This window comes from Spirosoma lituiforme, assembly GCF_054776635.1.
In genome coordinates, this window is sequence record NZ_BAAHBO010000006.1 from 137,364 (window position 1) to 156,976 (window position 19,613).

The 19,613-nt window shown below is 53.5% G+C and carries 9 protein-coding genes; 1 reads left to right on the forward strand and 8 read right to left on the reverse strand.

Translation table 11 applies throughout. The features are described 5' to 3' along the window. Nucleotides 1–39 precede the first annotated feature (39 nt). The 6 genes from ACYU87_RS19875 to ACYU87_RS19900 all read right to left on the reverse strand — a co-directional run bounded on the left by ACYU87_RS19875 (nt 40) and on the right by ACYU87_RS19900 (nt 12,701). Entirely contained in the window at nt 40–2,445 is a 2,406-nt protein-coding gene (locus ACYU87_RS19875; RefSeq protein WP_461135844.1) for a glycoside hydrolase family 3 N-terminal domain-containing protein, read from the reverse strand. Nucleotides 2,446–2,505: 60 nt separating this feature from the next. Further along, nucleotides 2,506–4,788: a family 20 glycosylhydrolase gene (locus tag ACYU87_RS19880; RefSeq protein ID WP_461135845.1), complete on the reverse strand. Its 2,283-nt coding sequence runs from the start codon at nt 4,786–4,788 to the stop codon at nt 2,506–2,508. A gap of 108 nt (nt 4,789–4,896) precedes the next feature. Next, a complete protein-coding gene (locus tag ACYU87_RS19885; RefSeq protein ID WP_461135846.1) occupies nt 4,897–6,144 on the reverse strand; it encodes a hypothetical protein in 1,248 nt (415 codons plus the stop codon). Nucleotides 6,145–6,157: 13 nt separating this feature from the next. After that, complete coding sequence (locus ACYU87_RS19890; RefSeq protein WP_461135847.1) at nt 6,158–8,707, reverse strand: carboxylesterase family protein; 2,550 nt, start codon at nt 8,705–8,707, stop codon at nt 6,158–6,160. 36 nt (nt 8,708–8,743) lie between these two features. Further along, nucleotides 8,744–10,810: an alpha-L-fucosidase gene (locus ACYU87_RS19895; RefSeq protein WP_461135848.1), complete on the reverse strand. Its 2,067-nt coding sequence runs from the start codon at nt 10,808–10,810 to the stop codon at nt 8,744–8,746. Nucleotides 10,811–10,823: 13 nt separating this feature from the next. Further along, entirely contained in the window at nt 10,824–12,701 is a 1,878-nt protein-coding gene (locus ACYU87_RS19900) for a glycoside hydrolase family 35 protein (RefSeq protein WP_461135849.1), read from the reverse strand. Between the two features lie 212 nt (nt 12,702–12,913). Here ACYU87_RS19900 and ACYU87_RS19905 point away from each other — a divergent pair, with 212 nt between their 5' ends. Then, a complete protein-coding gene (locus ACYU87_RS19905; RefSeq protein WP_461135850.1) occupies nt 12,914–14,479 on the forward strand; it encodes an FG-GAP repeat domain-containing protein in 1,566 nt (521 codons plus the stop codon). A 106-nt stretch (nt 14,480–14,585) separates the two neighbouring features. On the opposite strand, the gene ACYU87_RS19910 is transcribed toward ACYU87_RS19905, so the two are convergent. Further along, nucleotides 14,586–16,190 carry a SusD/RagB family nutrient-binding outer membrane lipoprotein gene (locus tag ACYU87_RS19910; RefSeq protein WP_461135851.1) on the reverse strand — a complete coding sequence of 535 codons (1,605 nt, stop codon included), beginning with the start codon at nt 16,188–16,190 and terminating at the stop codon, nt 14,586–14,588. 13 nt (nt 16,191–16,203) lie between these two features. Beyond that, nucleotides 16,204–19,527 (reverse strand): SusC/RagA family TonB-linked outer membrane protein, encoded by a 3,324-nt coding sequence (locus tag ACYU87_RS19915; RefSeq protein WP_461135852.1) that lies wholly within the window; start codon nt 19,525–19,527, stop codon nt 16,204–16,206. Between the last annotated feature and the right edge of the window lie 86 nt (nt 19,528–19,613).

A 19,613-nucleotide genomic window follows, 5' to 3' on the forward strand; every position in this document is an offset into this window, starting at 1 on the left:
CCGAGGAGGGAAAGCCGTATTACCATGAAAAGGGTATGGCTACTTCGTCGTGTTCAGATAGATACTGTCCGGCAAGTCAAACGCTTTGGTGAGCCGGACAACATCGGATGAGGGGCCTACCATAACGGTAAACGCACCTGCTTCAGCCACCCACTGCATGGATGCGTTGAGTAACTTGAGATCATCGGGAGTCAGGTCGAAATCGATGATTTTCTGTTCCCCAACTTTGAGCGGAACCCGTCTGAATTTCTTCAGTTGCTTGATGGGTCCCACAACGGAACTAACCTTGTCATCGACATACAGCTGAACGACCTCGTCGCCATCCCGGGTACCCGTATTTTTAACCGAGAACGAAACCCTGGCCTTGGTATTCTGCCCTGAGCCCGTTACCTGTATGGCTAAGTTACTGTAATCGAATGTACTATAGCTCAGGCCGTACCCAAACGCAAACAATGGCTTGGCGTCGACTTCAACATAGTCGTGGCTGGCCGGTTTCTTGGCATTGTAGTAAACGGGCAACTGACCCACCGATTTGGGTATCGAGATGGGGAGCCGACCAGCCGGATTGTAGTCGCCAGCCAACACATCGGCCAGCGCGTTGCCCCCTTCCTGTCCCGGATACCAGGTCGTTAGGAGGGCTGATACGTGCGCGGCTGCCCAGTTCATGTTCAGCGGACGACCCTGAACGTGTACCAGCACAACAGGTTTGCCGGTTTTGACGACGGCCTCCAGCAGCTGTTGCTGGCGCCCCATCAAATCCAGCGACGACCGGTCGAATCCTTCGCCACTTTCCATATCGCTGATTGATACCTCCGTTGCTTTGACCGAAGCCGCGCCGGTTGTCTGGTACTCGGTTTTGAAATCGCGCGCGCTGGAACCACCCAGCACCAGCACCACCACATCAGCGGTCTGGGCCGTTTGTACGGCTTCGGCAATACCCGCCGATGACGTATCCCGAATGCTGCATCCTTTGGCGTAGGTTACGCTGGCACCGGAGCCAAATTTTGCCCGGATACCCTGTAGCATCGTTATAACCGAACCGTCGGGCTGGGGCGCGGTATAATCGCCCAGCTGGTTATATACATTGTCGGCGTTAGGGCCAATGACGGCAATGCGTTTGGTCGTTTTAGCCAGAGGCAGCAGGTTATTTTCGTTCTTTAACAAGACAATGGCCTCCTGAGCCACCTGGCGAGCCAGCTTCACGTGACCATCCGTTTTTACCCCCGCCGACGCTTTCTGAACATCAACATAGGGATTATCGAACAAACCCATTGCAAATTTCTGGCGTAAGACGCGGCTTACCGCCGTATCCAGCACCGCCATACCCACTTTTTTCTGCCGAATGGCGTCCAGCAGGGCTTTACCAAAACCGTAGCCACTCAAATCATCGTCCAGCCCCGCGTTGATGGCCAGGGCAGCGCCATCAGCGGGCGTAGCCGCTACCCGGTGCGTGCCGTAAAGACCCGAAATACTGGTCAGGTCAGACACGGTAAAGCCTTTGAACCCCCACTGATCCCGCAAAATCGTTTTCAGCAGATAGGGATTGGCCGAGCAGGGAATCCCATCGATGGAATTGTAAGCCGTCATGACCGACAGAGCACCCGCCTTTACGGCCGCTTCGAACGCCGGTAAGTAAGACCGTTGTAGTTCACGCATGCCCGGACTGACGCTGCCACCATTGTGCCCCCCTTCGGGAACGCCATACGCGGCAAAATGCTTGAGTGTCGATATAATGTTGACGCCACTTTTCAGGTTTTTCCCCTGAAAGCCCCGCACCATGGCACTCCCCAGCTGACTCGTCAGCACGGGATCTTCTCCGTAGGTTTCCTCCACGCGCGACCAGCGGGGTTCGCGGGCCAGATCGAGTACAGGGCCGTAGCCAATGTGCGCGCCCTGAAGCCGGGCCTCCTGTGCGATGACGGTAGCCATCTGCTCGATTAAAGCCGGATTCCAGGTGCTGCCCTGGCCGAGCGCCGTTGGAAACACGGTGGTGCCGATGGCCATGTGGCCGTGCGGACACTCTTCGGCCAGTAACAACGGAATGCCCAACCGGCTGTGTTCCACGGCGTATTTCTGGAGAGCGTTCGTGGCTTGGGCAGCCTGGGCCGGATTCAGGCCATTGGTCAGGGTTTTCTGGGTCCAGGGATCGGCACGCAGGGTGGCCCACAAAGCACCGATTTTCTGTTCCTGGACAGCCTGCTCGAACTTCTTACTGACCTGAATGGTAGCCCCCTGCTTGTCATACATTTCCCAGCCCAGTAACGTCGAGAGCTGGCCCACCTTCTCGTCGACAGTCATGCGCTTCAGAAGATCCTGTACGCGTCTGTCGATGGCGGCTGATGGATTCTTGTATAGGGGAACGGGTTCTTTGGGTGCGCTGGCCGAGAGCGCCAGCAGGGCAACGACTGTGGTGGCAACGACTAATGGATAACGGAAAAGCTTCATTCTAGGTCAGATAAAGTAAACGAAAAACAGAAATAGCTGACGTATCTTCTGTCGCATGCCTCAATGCGTGAACCAGCTATCGGGAATGTCCATTGGCTCGGAGCCGTTCAGACTGTATTTCAGCTTGAGGGTAAAGCCGCCCCCGCCTTCTATGAAGTCGGCCTCGAACGGGTGAGCCCCTTTCTGTAAAGCAACCTGACCGCTTTTTTCGATTGGAAAATGGTTGCCGTCATTATCGACCACCATCCGGTCGGCGATGCGCAGAATGCCCCCATCGTCGCAGGTGTAGAAGAAGCTGTATACGCCCGTTGCCGGTACGGTCAGGAATCCCCGAAACTGAATGCCGAAGCTGGGCGCGTTAACTAATTTCGGAACAACAACGTTGTTGATCGTGTACGTGCTGTCGGCGGTTTGCTGCTTCATTAGCTTCGTTTCTTTAAACGATTTCTTAAAATAACGGCACTGTAAACCAGCCTGAGAACTGGCAGCACTGGCGGACGTGGCGTAAGCTTGCTGCTGGTAACGCAGTGAATACACATCCCCCCGAATGCCCGATGGGGTGAAGGCTGCCACGTTGATCGTTTGCGGTTTTGTGATGGCTAACCCGTTGGGTAATTCGGCCGAGGTCGGAACTGGCTGCGTACCATCGGTTGTGTACCGGAGAATGTAGCTGGCCAATGGTTTTTTGATCTGCAACGTTGCTTTATCGACAAATACGTTCTCTTCCGCAAAGCCGGTCAGGTCGGGCAGGCGGTAATGAATACCCATTTTCTCCATCCGCAGGAAATGCTGAAGGAGCCGTTCCTGGTACGACGGAAAATCTTTTTTCGCCGTCCAGACCACCTCCGACAGCGCCGTCATGCGGGGCATGGCCATATAATCCACGCGATTTTCGGTTGGGATGTACTCCGTCCAGATGTTGGCCTGAGCGCCCAGAAACTGTTTCGTCTGGCTGGCGGTGATGCCCTCGGGAACAACCGCAATGTTGTACACATTTTCTACCGACCGAATACCCGGAGGACTATCGAAATAAAGGTTACTAACCGGCGTCATCACCACGTCGTTGCCGTTTTTCGCAGCTTTCTGAGGGGCATCTTTCACCCAGCTGCGCCAGTACATAACGGCGGTCGATGGCTTTAATCCTCCTTCGAGGGCATCGTCCCAAACCATTAGTTTCTTACCTTTCGACTGCACGAATTTTTCGATCCGATGTACAAAATAGCTCTGTAGTTCCTCCACGTTCTTAATGCCTTCCCGCGTCATCAATTCTTTACAGGCAGCTGATTCCGACCAGGTCGATTTTTCAACCTCATCGGCTCCGATGTGAACGTATGGACTGGGAAACAGGGCAATGATTTCGCCCAGGACGGTTTCCATAAAGGTGTAGGTAGGCTCGTTGCAGGGGCAAATGGGTACCGAAAACGTTTTGCCCATTCCCGGCTGACCCGTGCAGCTCAGAAACGGATACGCTTTGATGGCAGCACTCAGGTGGCCGGGCATATCAATTTCGGGAATGATCTCAATGTGGCGGGCGGCTGCATACGCAATCAGGTCGCGCATCTGCGCCTGTGTGTAGAAGCCGCCGTACTGCGTTTGGCCGTTTTGCTGACGGATAAATTTCTTGGGCAAATCGAAATCGGGGTTGGTAACGGCCCGTTTCAGCATCACCGAATCCTGATTATTGAACGTCCGCCAGGCCCCTTCGCTGGTCAGTTTAGGATACGCTTTTATCTCCAGCCGCCATCCCTGATCATCGGTCAGGTGCAGGTGAAATTTATTGAATTTATATAGAGCCAGCCGGTCGATGAACAGCTGAAGGTATTCCATCGAGTAAAAATGCCGAGACACATCGAGGTGCATACCACGCCAGGCGTAGGCAGGCTGATCCTGAATCGTCACGGCGGGCAGTGTCAGCGAGGCAACGGTTTTTTCGAATTTCTCGATGCTGACAGGCAGCAGTTGCCGAACCGTCTGTACAGCCCGGAACATCCCAACCGGTTGAGCGGCTTTTAATGTCACCTGTTTTGGCGTAATCGTCAGGGCGTAGCCTTCGGCAGCGGTAATGGTAGGATCGCGTTGCAGTACGATGCGGGGGTTACTGCCCGTTTTGGGCAGGTGCTTGCCAAAACTACCTTCCAGCAATACCTGCAATTGTCTGGCTTCACTACCAAACTGGCGGTCTTCCACAACGATGGGCGTCTGCCCTGTAATCGTGAACTGACCCGTTGCCGGGCTAAGCGAGGTTGGATAGGGAATGAGCGGATACCGCCGGGCCAGGTCCTGCGTTTGACCGGAAAGGGTACTTAGTAAAGCGATGAGTAGCAGGAAACAGAATCGAATCATCAACATAGTGGGGATACCCCTTTTTTTGGCAAATATAGAGTTAAGTTATTGGGTAGAGGTCTCACGCAACTATCGACATGCGGACGCTTCATGAGCCATTTATGTTGGCTACCCGTTCGACGCGACGGCAATGGGTTTTCCGGCTGTTTTCCGGATGGCTATTTCGGCCGAAAACATCAGACCCGGATCATGGCGGCTCGTAATGGTTTGCTGTAATGTACCAGCTGTCCGTTTTACTCTGGTGTTGAAAATACGCTTCCCATCGTAGAAAATCTCGACGGGCTTATCCAGATTCATCATCTTGTCATTCAGGCGAATATGTAACGTATCGTAGTCGTTTTTCTCGATTCGGATGGTGTTGCCTTTGTACGAAACAATGGCCTCCCGACCGGCTTTCTGTTGATTTTCGGGCGCGGCCAGCCAATAAAAGTCAGGAAGAAGCCGGTCGTCCTGCTTCCACACAACCTTGTCGGGAATCGGATTACGCCGAAACTGCATCATCCAGGGAACCGCTACCGTATCTTCCCGTTGCATCCAGTGGCTACGACCCTCGTGCAACTGAACCTGGTGCTTGTACCCACCGGGATCGGCGGTTTGCAGACTATCCAGCCAATGGCCCCAGCGTTCGGCAATTTTGTTCCGGTCATAGGCCTTGTCCAGCGCGCCCATATGAAGGGCAAACCCGATGTTGCGGAGATTTACCGGCGTTACCTCATTGGGGTGGCCTGCCATCATCGCAGCTGCGGCCCAGCGGTCGGTCATGCGGGTTGCCAACTGATACACCCCATCGCCACCGGCAGAATAGCCCATGATATACACCTTGTCGGGGTTAACGCCCTCGGTCAGTACCGCGGCCTGAATCAACTGGTCGAGCAGGGGATCGATGTGCGCTTCGTGCCAGAGATTCCAGGTGTTGGTGGGTGCACGCGGAGCAACGTAAACGCCCTCCGATGGCTTGTAGAGACCAATCTGATTTTTCCACTGCTGGTCATTAACCGCAGGTGGAGCATTGCCTCCACCGTGCAGGGAAATAAACAGACTTCGACCATCCTTTGGTTTTTCGCCAAACAGGCGGTAGTCAAATTTGAGCACGTGTTCGCCATCCGTCAGAGCCTTTTCGGCCCAGCCTTTCTTTAATACGGCAGCCTGCTGGTTACGGCTATCGGCCAATAAGAGCGTGGCGGCCTGGTCGGCTTCCGAACGCGTCAGTCCGGCATGGCTGAATGGTTCGGCCATCAGGCTGGGTCGCTGGTCAGGGCGCAAAGCCAGCCATTTGGTTAGCGAATTAACGGGTTGCGCCATGCCCGTTGCCGATACAGTGATACAGACCAGCAAGCCATAGAAATAATTTTTCACAGTGATGGGTTTGTTAACGGCCACTCGTTTGGCCATTGATGCTGTATTGCTCGGGAGTTAATTTCCAGTTGTTATCAAAGAATCCCGCCATCCGAACGCCCTTGCTACCCGTCCGAACCATGTCCAGGCCGAAGATCATGAAATCAGGGAAACCGCTGGCGCCGGCAAAATACTGGTTCGCTAAAGCCGCCCGCATGCCTTTTACGCCCGTTCCGCCAACAACGGCGACCGACGTGATGGACGATCCTTTGATGGGCCAGACGAAATAAGCCGCCAGGTCATCACCCTGCCATTGCTGATCGCCTGCCCGCATACGATTACGCTCCAGTTGAATCGGGCAATCGGCCAGGAGCGGTTTCCAGGCTGCATTGTTGGTGGCATTGCCGAACAGCACCACGCCCCGGTTGGCGTACGCGGCCAGCGAATAGTCCGTGTCGGCCACGATGTCGATGGAACCGTTGCCCCGGTAATACCAGGTTTCGGCATCGTAACGGGCTTTCTGTACGTTCAGATCGTTTTCCTCTTTCGTGCCTTTCGTACCGTACACAAAAACCATTCGATTGGTAAACGCGTCTTTGAACGTACCGTTGCGATGCGGTCCTTTCTGAGCAACAGCGGGCCGTCGTGTGGGTTGCCATTGTCCGTTTTCCCGGCGGAGGAACAGCGTATCCTGCGCACTGGCCGTAGTGTAGGCAATGGCCGTTGTACCGTCCAGTGTGATAGTGAGCGGTGTTTTTGCGGCAAACTCATTCAGCGCCAGTTTCAAAACAGCCACGTTTGCCGTTGTACCGGTAATGGCTTTGCTCGTGCGGTTGAGTTGCATCCGGCTGTAGAGCAGGGGCTGCGATTGCTGCTCAATGGACGCCCAGCGATAGGCTGACGAAATGCCCGGATTGGCCGTTACGAAATCGATGGTGTTGACCGACGAGTCGACGGCAATCTTGTGCCATTTAAAAAAGTCGAACAACGGTTTCCAGTCGACGCTCTCATCACCGAACCAGTGGCTGCCCCCCGGATATTCGTAATAGCTTATGTCGGGCTGCGATTCTCCCAGCAGTTTTCGCATCTGCCGGGCGTAGGTTACGGGGACTGTCCGGTCGGCGTCGCCGTGCAGGACATAGACCCCCAGCGGTTTGTAATTGCTCGTCAGTTTCAGCACATCGCTCTGGTTACCGGCCCGTAACAGCATTTGTTCGAGCGGATCATTGCTGGTATCCGGAATCACGCCATCGGCAGAACCGTACTCCTTCAGGGTCGGGTAACCCGCGCAGGGGGCAATGGCCGCCCATTTATCGGGGTACGTCGCTCCCAGAAACCAGGTGCCGTGCCCACCCATCGAGTGGCCGGTCAGGTAAACGTGCTGCGGGTCGGGTTTGAAGCGATTTTTGGCGATAGACAACACTTCCAGGGCATCTAAACGGCCCCAGTCTTCCCAGTTGAAACCCCGGGGCCGGCGGTTGGTAGCCGCCACCAGGTTTCCCCAGTCCTTGGCTTTGTAGGCCCGTGCCTGACCGCTGGCCTCCACCCCTGCCCCGTGCACCGACAAAAACAAAGCCGATGGAGCGGTGCTGGCCGATGATTGTGGCGTTACCGCATAATACTGCAAACTGCCATCAATCTGACTAACGAACGTCTGGCTGTAAGACGCTCCCGCCGGAACGGCCTCTACCGAAACGGTACCAGCGTCGAGTGACTTTCCTTTCTGGGTGAGGGTCAGTTCACAGGTCTGTGGTCCTTTCGCGCTGACACTACTTCCATCGAAGGTAAAGGCCACTTTGCGGCTCGATAGCGCCGGAATGCTGGGCAAGGTGGTGGTCAGGGTTTTGCCCGACAATTTACTGGTCAGTTGTAGACCCGATAGCGGTACAGTCGAGGTATTGACAACAACGATAGCGCCCTGCAACGATGCATTCGATTCGCCCAACCGGATGCTGGGTAAGGTTGGATCATCGGTCGATACCAGAGCGGGTTTGTCCGGGAAAGCCAGGTTTGCGGTGATCGTGACGCCCCGCACGTAAAACTCGTTTACTCCTTTTTTGAGTTTGACCGGAATATGCAGATACCCCATGCTGTAGGCATCGCCCATGTGCAGCTCACCGTTTACGTAGACGTTGCTGTTGCCTTTTATCGTGAGTACAGCTATCTGGTCACGCGTTGATGAGTAGGTAAGGTAGGTATAGCCCCCGCCCCCACCGATGCCGCCCCGCAGGCTACCGGCTACCACACCAGGGCCAGCGGGTGCCCCGCCGTTCCCCCGGAATCCACCCCGCAGCCGGAGCCGGTTGAGGCTATCCGCCGTTACGGCCACCCACTTGATGTCACCACCCTGCTCGTCGGTACCAAATACGGCTCCTTCGGCGGGTTGTTTGAGTGTTCCGCTATATAGTTGGTAAGCCAGCGGATCGGTGTAGATGGCTTCCCGACCGTAGCGGCTGCCGGTCAGGGCAACCAGCCCTTTTGTAAACGCGTACGTTTTGGTATCCGTTGGTTTTGGGGCTGTCTGCGCCCCGGCGAAGCCCATCGGGAGTAGCGCGATGGCCAGGCAGGTAATTGATTTCAGCATGGTTGAGGTATAAGAGGAAGGAATTAAAGCTGACGATTATCGGGTTATTACGCCTAACTCGGCAATAGAAACAGTGGCATCGTTACCAGCGGTGGTTTCGAACGCATCAAATTTCAGGTAGCGCCCCGAACGCACCTGATCGAACCGGACCGACTGCCCGACGGGGTTGTTGTTGATGTTGCTGAACGTGCCCTGACTCACCGGAGCCGACCAGGTTTTCCCATCCTGACTTACCGATACAGCATACCGATACACGATCCCATCTTTTTTGCCGTCCTGCCGGGGCAGGTAAGTAAACCCACGCAGGGGCAGCGTCTCGCCCAAATCCAGAATGACCGACGTAGGTTCTTCGCCTGCTTTCCGCTGCTGCCAGAAAGTATCGGTATTCCCATCAATCAGGCGGTCGGCTCCCTTACTGGACGCAGAACCACCCGCCGAACTAACCGTCCAGTTAGCCGCGCTGATGTCGAACTCAGTTGAAACGGGGCTACTGGCTTTTCTCATGTTGTCGATAAAGGCGCGGGCCTTCACGGTTCCGCCCTGTGCCAGGGCAAATGGCTTGCTGAACCGGGGGCTGCTGGCCGTCGGTTCCGACCCGTCGGTGGTATAGGTAATGACCGGGTCGGTCGTGCGGGGGCAGGCAATGGTAACCAGCCCCTCTTTGCTCCGGCTGATGACTGGCGTAACAATGAGTTCGGGCGCATTGTACACCTCGATCAGCCGAATGATGGGGCTCGCTTTCGACTCTTCGATGTTCACCCGGATTTTGCTGGTCGTTATGGCCGGGAAGCGTAGAATCCGTCGGTTGCCGATGGTCGTTCCCTGCGCAACGGTCTGGTATTTACCCGCCTGCCAGGCCGATACCGAAAATTTCTTTACGCGCTGCCCCAGGGCAATGTGCTCTTCAATGAGCAGCCGGTTAAGCGTAGTGGCTTTGCCCAAATCAATGTCAAGCGTGGCCTGCTTAGCGCCATCGGCGGCTGCCCAGTAGGTATCCCGGCTTTTATCGAGGATGTTCGTAGCCGCGTAGGCCGGGGCTTTACCGAAGACGCTACTGGCCGTGATTGTCTTCCCACCGGCCAGATTCACCGACGCCTTATCGGTATAGGTTTTCAACTCCATGAGTCGGGCAGCATCGTTTTCGTGAACCAGCCCCCGACGGTCAACGGGCAGGTTGAGCAGCCAGTTACCGTTACGGCCAATTGAACTGTAATAAATATCAACCAGGTGTTCCAGCGATTTTACTTTGTTGTCTTCATTAGCGTGGTAGTACCAGCCGGGCCGGATCGAGCAGTTCACTTCGGTAGGCACCCAATGGGTACCATCTTCGTGGCCAAGTGTCAGCTCCCAGTAATTCGGGTAGGCCGGATATACCTTATCCCGGTTGAGCGTACTCCAGTTGGTTTCTCCCGCATACCCATCTTCATTACCCACCCAGCGAATATCGGGACCGGCATCGCTAAAAATAACGGCGTTGGGCTGATACTGGCGTACTGTACCGATAAAGCCCGGCCAGTCGTACACCTGTTTTTTCCCATTGGGTCCTTCGCCGTTGGCCCCGTCGAACCATACCTCGAATACGTCGCCATACTGCGTCAGGACTTCCTTGAGGGTATTTTTAAAGATGTCGTTGTATTCGGGCGTTCCGTAGGCGGGGTGGTTTCGGTCCCAGGGCGAGAGGTAGATGCCAAATTTCAGGCCGTATTCTTTACAGGCCGCCGACAGGTCTTTTAGGACGTCGCCCTTGCCGTCGCGCCATTTGCTGTTTTTAACCGAGTGCTCGGTGAACTTCGATGGCCACAGGCAAAAACCGTCGTGGTGCTTGGCGGTAATAATGATCCCTTCCATGCCCGCTTCTTTGGCTACTTTCGCCCACTGCCGACAGTCGAGCTGGCTGGGATTGAACTGATTAGCCGTTTCGGTACCGTGTCCCCACTCTTCGTTGGTGAACGTATTCATGTTGAAGTGAACGAAGGCATAGTACTTCATTTTGTGCCACTGCAACTGCCGGGGCGATGGAACGGCCCCAAAAGGTGCTGGCCTTTGAGCAGGAGCCAGCCAAGACAGACAGATAAAAGCAGCAATCAGGGGGAAAAAGCGCATAGCAATGAGTGAATCAGGATTCTTTGAGTACATCTAAAATGGGAGCATCGACCGTTTTTACTGCCGAAAGCACCGTTGGGTTCAGTTGGTCGAAGATCAGGATATTGTTCTGGCCAGGTTTCAGCCAGCAGCCTGGTACATAGAGCGTTTGCTGCGGCCCTACGTTCCAGAAACGGCCCAGGTTATGCCCGTTAATAAAGACGATGCCTTTACCCCAGTCGCTCATATTCAAAAATACATCGCCCGGTTGCTTCACCTCAAAAGTGCCGCTGTATAGGGTTGGCCGACCAGCTTTGGCGGGTTTGGCCGTAACCTTGCTCAGGTCGGGTACCTCGCTGAACGGTAGCCGGATCATCTGCCAGTCGCCGGTAATTTCCTGATCGTTGATGATAACCGGCGAGATGATGCCTTTTGTATTCTGGTTGATGTTCGCCCCGTAGTTGATCCGGCCCATGTTCTCGACCAGGATTTCCAGGGTACTGTTAAACGGGATATCGATGGGGAGTTCGTACTGTTTCTCGATGCGATTCAGTTCACCCACTTTTTTACCATTGACATATACCGTAGCGAAATCCCGCAGGCCCTCCAGTTTGAGTGTACCCTGCGTTGGCTGCGTAAACCGCCGACTGTACAGTACGTAGCCGTGGCCCTGATTCAGGTCTTCGAAGGACAGTGGTTTGTCGTTAATGACCGGCTTGATACTCTTTTTGAAATCGGTAAGGTCAACCGTTTTCATGAGGGCGATGGGTGGCAGCGTAATAACGGGAAGTCTGGCCGGAACCTCTGGAATAGCGTAGGCTGCGTATTTCTTCAGCAGTTCCCGAATGGCGGTGTATTTGGGGGTTGCCCAACCGGCTTCGCTGACGGGGGCGTCGTAATCGTAACTGGTAATGTCGGGTTGTATGTCGTGGTCATCGTTGTAGTTGGCTCCGGCCGTAAAGCCGAAATTTGTGCCACCGTGGGCCATGTACAGGTTAAAGCTTACTCCGTTTTTCAGGTAAACTTCCGTCTGTTTGGCAATGGATTCCGGCCCAATGCGCGTAAATGGTTCAGCCCAGTGGTCGAGCCAGCCCGGGTAAAATTCGGCCACCATGTACGGACCTTTTCCATTGTGGTGAGCGTCGACGGCTTTTTTCAGATTGTCGATATTGCCTTCACCGTTTGCCGTGGGCAGCACACCCGGCAGCGAACCTCCCTCAAACAAATTAGACCCATCCGAGGTGAAGAACGGAACCGTAAAGCCAGCCTCCGTAAGCATCTGTTTAATAGCCCGGTTATACTGCTGGTGTTCGTCGAGCGGGATGTCTTTGCGCTGCGCTACGTACGAGCCGAATTCATTTTCGGCCTGCACCATAATGATCGGTCCGCCCTGGCTTACCTGCAGCGACGTTACCTGTTCGGCCAGCTTGCCAATGTACACCCGGCACGAGTCCAGAAACGGCTTGTTATTGGTTCGGATAACGAGGTCCTTGTTTTTTTGCAACCACCACGGGTACCCGCCAAATTCCCATTCGGCGCAGGCGTAGGGACCGGGGCGCAGCACCACGTACAACCCTTCTTCCTGCGCCGTTTTGACGAATTCCGTCAGGTTGTGGTTGTCACGTTTGAAATCCCAGACGCCGGGGGCCGGATTATGAAAATTCCAGAATACGTAAGTGGCTACCGTATTCAGGCCCATCGCTTTCAGCATCTTAAGCCGGTGCCGCCAGTAAGGCTGTGGAACGCGGGCGTAGTGCATCTCGCCCGCATGAATCTGGGTGGGTTTACCATCGTACAGAAACTGCCCGCCGGCAATGGCGAAGGTGTGCGTTTTCTGCCCAAAAGCAATGCCCGAAAACAGGGAAAGAAAAAGAGCAAGGGTTTGAAAATACAGCGGTATAGGACGAATCATAAACGGAAAAACGGCCGTCAGGGTGGTAAACGGCCAGGCTACAGGGGTCGAAACGAAGCAGATAACAAAGATACCTATATTTTAAATTTTTTATAAAATAGACGGTTTTTTGCTAAAATAATTATTAATTAGTTTGACAAATAATAGAAAGCCCAGCAAACCTTTGGTAGCGCTTAGCACGTTAACCAGTCGGCACTTAACCCATTTCCCCAATGCGCTTGCTTAAAACCGGTTTGCTCCTGGTGGTCTCTCTCCTGGTGGCGTCGTTTTCCATTCGACCCAATACGAGTGCACCCATTGCCGAGAAAAAAAAGCAATCACTGGCGAATGAACCTGTTCCTACCGGCAAACAACTGGCCCTGAAGCATTGCAGCAGTTGCCACTTGTTTCCCGAACCCGAACTGCTGGACAAAAAAACCTGGGTTACGGGGGTTTTGCCGAATATGGCCCGGCGGCTTGGGCTCAAACTCCCCGATCAGGACACCCTGAAACCACTGTCGCCCGAGGAAGAAAAGGCGATTCGGGAACTGTTGATTTACCCGGAAACGGCTGCGCTTTCCCGGAGCGACTGGAACAAAATTGTGAGCTATTACGAGCAGGCAGCACCCGCCGAGCCGTTGCCGCAAAAACCTCATCCGACTGTTACAAGCGGGCTTCCCCTGTTTACACCAAAGGAACTGACTCTCAGTGACAAACCGGTACCCCAAACGACGCTATTGACGTATGATAAAAACACCGCCCAACTGTATGTGGGGGATGCCCAGCATGCGTTGTACGTACTCAATACCCAGCTTCAAATGGCTGATACGTGGTGGATTGACACCCCGCCCACGGATATGGATTTTCCGGAAAATGCCGCTCCCCGACTTCTCACCATTGGGGTATTTAGCCCATCCGATCAGCAGCTGGGTCGACTCATGACGCTGGAAAAATCGGCGAAACCCGGTTCCAGCCCGATCAACATTCGGGGGCTTCCCCGGCCTGTGCAGTTTGCCGCTGGCGACCTGAATGCCGATGGGAAGGACGACGTGGTTATTTGCGGATTCGGGAACAATGCCGGAAAGCTGTTCTGGTACGACGGATTTGAGCCAACGAAGGAACACGTACTCAAAGCCTTTCCCGGTGCCCGGAAAGCAGTGATCGCGGATTTCAACCACGATAAGAAGCCCGATATTATGGTTTTGATGGCGCAGGCGCGGGAAGAAGTATCCATTTTCTACAACCAGGGGAAGGGGAAATTCAGCGAGAAAACCGTTCTGCGTTTCCCGCCCGTATTCGGCTCCAGCTATTTTGAACTCGCCGATGTCAATAAGGACGGGTTTCAGGATATTTTGCTGACCAACGGCGACAACTGGGACTATTCGGCTATCAACAAAAACTACCACGGCGTACACCTGTACCTTAACGACAAAAAGGACAACTTCCGCGAAGCCTGGTTTTACCCCCTGTATGGTGCCAGCAAAGCCGTAGCCCGCGACTTCGATAACGACGGCGATCTGGATATTGCCGCTACGGCTTTTTACACCAGTCTGGACCAGCCGGAGCAGAGCTTTCTTTACTTGGCCAACGAGGGAAATTTAATGTTCAGGCCATTCAGCACACCGGAAGCGGCCAACGGTAAATGGCTCACGATGGAGGCCGCCGACATTGATCAGGATGGCGATATGGATATTGTGCTGGGCTCCTATTTCCACACGGTTGGCGAAATGACCCAACTGCTGTTCAAAGGCATTACGTCTTTCCCGCAACTGCTGGTGCTGGAGAATCGAGGGAAGTAAGCGTAAATTACTACCGCCTAAACAACAAAAATGGGCAAGCCAAGCGGTTTGCCCATTCTACTTCAAAAAACACTTGTTTATCTAATTTTATCGATAGCCGGACTGTCTACTTTACATCCCAGAAAATCTTGGTTGTCAGGTTATCCGTTGATTTTACAGCCGCGTAGTTTGTCGCGTTGTAGGTTATCTCGTTGCCCGGAATCGTCCACCGAACGGGCGGCAACGTCTGGTTATTCGCGTTGTCGACCTGAAAGCTCAGCGCCGGGTAGTCCAACCGGCGAATGTCAGCCCAGTTTTCGTAAGGCTGAACCAGGTTGTAGTGCAGCCATTTCTGCGTCGCAATCAGCTTCAGTTTGTCGGTGTTGCTGGTCGCGCTGCTCCAGTTCACTCCCGATCCGGCGATGTACGTCGAGATAGAAGCCGACGTTGCGGCCGTCGGAAGCGCCGATGTGGTGATACCCGTAGCGTTGGTCAGCGCCAGGATTCCGTTGTAGAATTGTACCGACTGCGTGATGGCGGTCTCGTAAGCCGTTTTCGCCGATGCGTCGTTGCCCGTTCTCAGATAATACTCCGCTTTGATCAGATTCATCTGCGCGGCATTGATCAGAATACCGGGAAAGAACTGGTTGCGGCTCAACGTATACCGGTTGTAGATCGCAATTTGTCCGGAACTCACCAGATTCGTCTGCGTTGCTTCGGTAGCCGTCGGATCGATGCCATTGTATTTTCCGGCAGCGTTAACGCCTGGCTCGAAGAGAATTGGCAGCCGGGGATCTTTGTTGGCATTCATGTTGTCGATAATCGCCTTACCTGCCGTATTACCATACCAGCCATCGCCTTCGATACCGTCTCTGAATCCTTTCGAGTTGATATCCGTGTTGATGTCGTACACGTTGATCTGGATATTCTGCGCGTTGGTTTCTACGACTGGGTAGGTCGTTGTGTTCGCTAGGATCTCGGCTATTTCGCTGTTCGACCGAGACTGAAAACTGGCCACATCCGAGACCCGATTCAGGATCCGCAGGCGAAGTGAGTTCGTGTAGCGTTTCCAGGCCGTTATGTCGCCTTTGTTTATGAAATCCTGCGTCTGAAACGACTTCTGGTAACCGGCGTTCAGCGTGATGCCATTTAGCTCAGTAGCAATCCGTTTCAGATCGTCCAGCAGGAACGTATAGATACTTTCTGCCGTATCGAATTTAGCGGTAGATGCCGTGTATTCGCCACCGTTGGTGCTCAGCAAACCCGCCGTGCTGAAGGGAATAGCGCCGTGCAGGTCAACCATTTTCTGCGTGTAATCATACACATAAACGGCTGCCGTCAGCATGAAAATTTTCAGACTGGCCTGTTGGTCGGCGCTCTTGGTGGCGTATACTTTTTGCAGTTCGCGGTACTGCGCCAGCATGTTGTAATAGCTGTACCACACGTCCTCTACCCCCGACGAACCCGGAACGTATTGGCCGGATGCGTTCACCCAGCCTGTTGCCTGGGTGTAGTGGTTGATGGACGTACGCAGGGTGACGAAGTAGTACCGATAGCCTGGCAGTACGTAATCTTTGTTGGCGTACAGTACACCAGTAAACTGCTTCTCGACGGTTGTCTGCGCAATTTTGGCCGGGTCTGGGTACGCTTCGCTAAAATCAGACTCCTTACACGACACGTTTGCCAGCAGAAGAGCACCTAACAACAAACTAGCTATTTTTTTCATCTTCATGATTGACTTAAGGTTAGAAGCTGGCCCGTAGCATGACCCCCATAGTGCGGAACGATGGGTTGTTACCAGCATTATTGATGTTATCCGACCATTTGGTACCGACGTTGGTTTGCTCCGCATCCAGATCTTTGATGGTTCTGTAGATGAAGAACAGGTTACGACCGAATACCGACAGGGTCAGGTTCTGCGTACCGATTCTACGAGTAATGCTGGCCGGAATCCGGTAGCCCAACGAGATCTCTCTCATTTTGACGTAGGTGTTTTCCTTCACATACAACTCGTATCGGGCATTGCCGTACTGCGGACCACCCCAGTTGTAAGTGCTGTTGTAGTACGTGGCTTGTGAGATCACGTTGGTATTGGCTTCGCCCGTTGGCAATACACCGTTCATCAGCATACCGTCGTTGTACACAACTTCGCCGTTTGGTCCGGCAGAACCCGTTGTCTGAACGCCTTTACCGTTGGCATCTTTGTAGTAGCGGAGGCCACCGTGTTCGGCGTCCATCGCGTTTAGACTTTCTTCGGTCAGGCCCCGTGAGGTAAGCCAGTTGATACCGGTCGGCATAATCGAGCCGCCGTAACGGAAATCAACGACGACGTCCAGGTTGAAACCTTTGTAGCTGAAGTTGTTCAGCAAACCACCCGTCAGTTTCGGCATGGCGTTACCCGCTTTGATCCAGTTAACACCGTCCAGCTGGTAAAGGCCGTTCGGACCAACAACCTCGCGGCCATCGGCATTTTTCAGGATACCATGCACGTAAATGTCGCCCATTGGCTGACCCACAACCGAACGCAACTGAGCCGCATTACCGTCGTAATCAGCGTGTAATAGTTCGGTCGAGTTGTTGGCTAGTTTTTCTACTTTGTTACTGTTCTTGGCTAGGTTCAACGTCATATCCCAGTTCAGGCCATTAATATCGCTGCTTTTTATCGGCGATACGTTCAGGGCCAGTTCCAGACCCTGGTTCCGCAGCGTACCGATGTTAGCCAGAATGGTGCGGGCACCCGAGCTGGCGGCAATGGTCAGCGGAAGAATCTGATCGACAATCTGCGCGTTGTAATACGACAGGTCTATGCCCAGTTTCCGTTTGAACAGTCTGGCTTCGAAACCGAATTCAAATTCACGCTTCTGTTCCGGCCGTATTTTATCGTTACCGTAATCGCTGCTGATGTTCGTGTACAGCACCGAGCTACCACCGGCCTGCTGGATGCTCAGGCTTCCCTGATTATAGGCGTTGTTGGCACTGTAGATAGCGGGATAGTTACCCACGATACCCCACGACCCTCTCAGTTTGGCGTAATCAATAACGGTTGGTAACCGGAAAATATCGCTCAGCACAAGGCTCGTATTAACCGACGGGTAAACGAAGGCGTTGTTTCCTTTGGCAAGCGTTGATGTGCGGTCTCTCCGGATTGTACCTTCGACAAAAAAGAAATTTTTGTAATCGAAGTTTACCGTACCCAGGAAAGCATCCCGCACGTAGCGGTTGCGACTGTTGGTACCATTGGCGGTATTTACCGACGCCGATACATCAAAGAAATTCTCCGTGCTCAACCCACCGTTCGTCGACCGGCTCATCAATGTATTCAGCGTTTTGTTGGCTGTGTAGCCTCCTCTGGCCGATACCGTAATGTCTTCGTTTACCTTTTTGGTATAGTTCAGCAGAATATCCGTGTACACGTTTGTATACAGGTTGTTGCTCATCGCGAACGAGCCCGAATAACCGAAAGCTAACGGGATAGAACTACGTTGTTTGTCTTCAAGACGCTCCGAAGTAAAGTCCGTTCCAACCCGGCCGCGCAGCGATAGCTCGTCCGTGATCTGCCAGTTCTGGGTAACGCTGGCGATGATCCGGTTGCTGTATTCGTCGTAGGTATTGGCACGGGTGCTCCAAACGTAATCACCAATGTCTCCTTTGAAACCATTGCGGATAATGTTCTCACTTGGCGTCAGACTCTGGTTGGTTCCTGTTACGTATTTATACCCCAGGCTCGTTTGGTACTTGTTGAAATACCAGTCGGCCGATTCGAACCGGTTCATCATCCCCGAAAAGCTGTTGATCATGCGATCCACTTTAAACGGGCGATTGTGTGTGTACTGGTTAACGTAGTTAATCATCAGATCCGTTTTCAGCTTCTTGTTGGCATTGAAGCTGGCGTTCAGGTTCATGATGTTCTTTTCGTTCTTGGCCCCGTAGCTGATCATACCATTGTCCTGACGGGTGTACGAAAAACGCAGGGTAGAGTTCTCCGACGACTTGGATACAGCCAGGTTGATGTTGGCGCTGTTCGCGTTCTGAAACAGATCGGCGTAGCTGTTACCCGACGGCGAATAAGGTCGAATCACACCATCGAACGACATAACGGGCTGCCCATCGAATTTAGGGCCGAAGTTAACCGTTGCCCCAAGCAGTCCGCGGGTATCGCCTTTGCCGTCGCCATCCGTATCGTAATAAATGAACCCGTTGGCATCCTGACCACCGTTGTTGTAGTTCAGCATATACCCAGGCCCCCGAACGTTCTGGTAACGGGGCAGGTAGGCAATTTTATCGACGCTGTAGCTGGCGCTGAAATCGACACCCAGGCCTTTTTTCCCTTTACCGGTCTTGGTCGTCACCAGGACCACACCGTTAACGGCTTCGGAACCATACAGCGCAGCCGCCGAAGCCCCTTTCAGAATCGAGATGTTTTCGATGTCGGCGGGGTTCAGATCGAGCAGACCGTTACCCCGTATACGTTGATCGCCCCAGTAGTCGTTGTTGCGTACTTCACCGTTCCGAATGGGGATACCATCCATCACGATCAGCGGCTGGGTGTTCCCCGTAATGGAAGCCAGGCCACGGATGCTGATGCTCACGGCGCTGGTAGCTCCACCCGGCGTCGCGTTGATGGTTACACCCGGTGCTTTTCCGTAAAGAGCGGTAGCAAAGTTGGGCGATGCCGTTTTAACAAGCGCTTCGTTGTTGACAACCGCCGTAGCGTACCCAAGGGCACGCTCTTCTTTTTTGATACCAAACGCCGTGACAACGACCTCATTGATGTTAGATGCATCCTCGTCCAGCGAGACATCAACCGTCGACCGGTTATCGATCGCGACTTCTTTTGATTTATAGCCGATAAAGGAAAATACGAGCGTTCTGTTTTTGGCAGCCGTGATCGTATACTTACCGGCAGCATCGGTAATGGTACCGGAGGTGCTCCCTTTTACTACGATGGAAACACCGGGTAATGGCTGGCCATCATTGCCACCAGTAACCCTACCCGAAATGGACTGAGCCCATGCGGATGTGCTTATCACTGATAAAAAGATAATAAGCCTGAGTAAATCTTTTGCCATAGATAAATTCGTGAAAAATGATTAACAGGGAAGTTTAATACAATATTAATAAAATCCCGGAACTTAACCTTACAAAATAAAAATTT

Coding starts and splice junctions, on each gene's coding strand:
- ACYU87_RS19875 (WP_461135844.1), bottom strand. CDS start 2,445: ATGAAGCTTTTCCGTTATCCATTAGTCGTTGCCACCACAGTCGTTGCC.
- ACYU87_RS19880 (WP_461135845.1), bottom strand. CDS start 4,788: ATGATTCGATTCTGTTTCCTGCTACTCATCGCTTTACTAAGTACCCTT.
- ACYU87_RS19890 (WP_461135847.1), bottom strand. CDS start 8,707: ATGCTGAAATCAATTACCTGCCTGGCCATCGCGCTACTCCCGATGGGC.
- ACYU87_RS19895 (WP_461135848.1), bottom strand. CDS start 10,810: ATGCGCTTTTTCCCCCTGATTGCTGCTTTTATCTGTCTGTCTTGGCTG.
- ACYU87_RS19900 (WP_461135849.1), bottom strand. CDS start 12,701: ATGATTCGTCCTATACCGCTGTATTTTCAAACCCTTGCTCTTTTTCTT.
- ACYU87_RS19905 (WP_461135850.1), top strand. CDS start 12,914: ATGCGCTTGCTTAAAACCGGTTTGCTCCTGGTGGTCTCTCTCCTGGTG.
- ACYU87_RS19910 (WP_461135851.1), bottom strand. CDS start 16,190: ATGAAGATGAAAAAAATAGCTAGTTTGTTGTTAGGTGCTCTTCTGCTG.
- ACYU87_RS19915 (WP_461135852.1), bottom strand. CDS start 19,527: ATGGCAAAAGATTTACTCAGGCTTATTATCTTTTTATCAGTGATAAGC.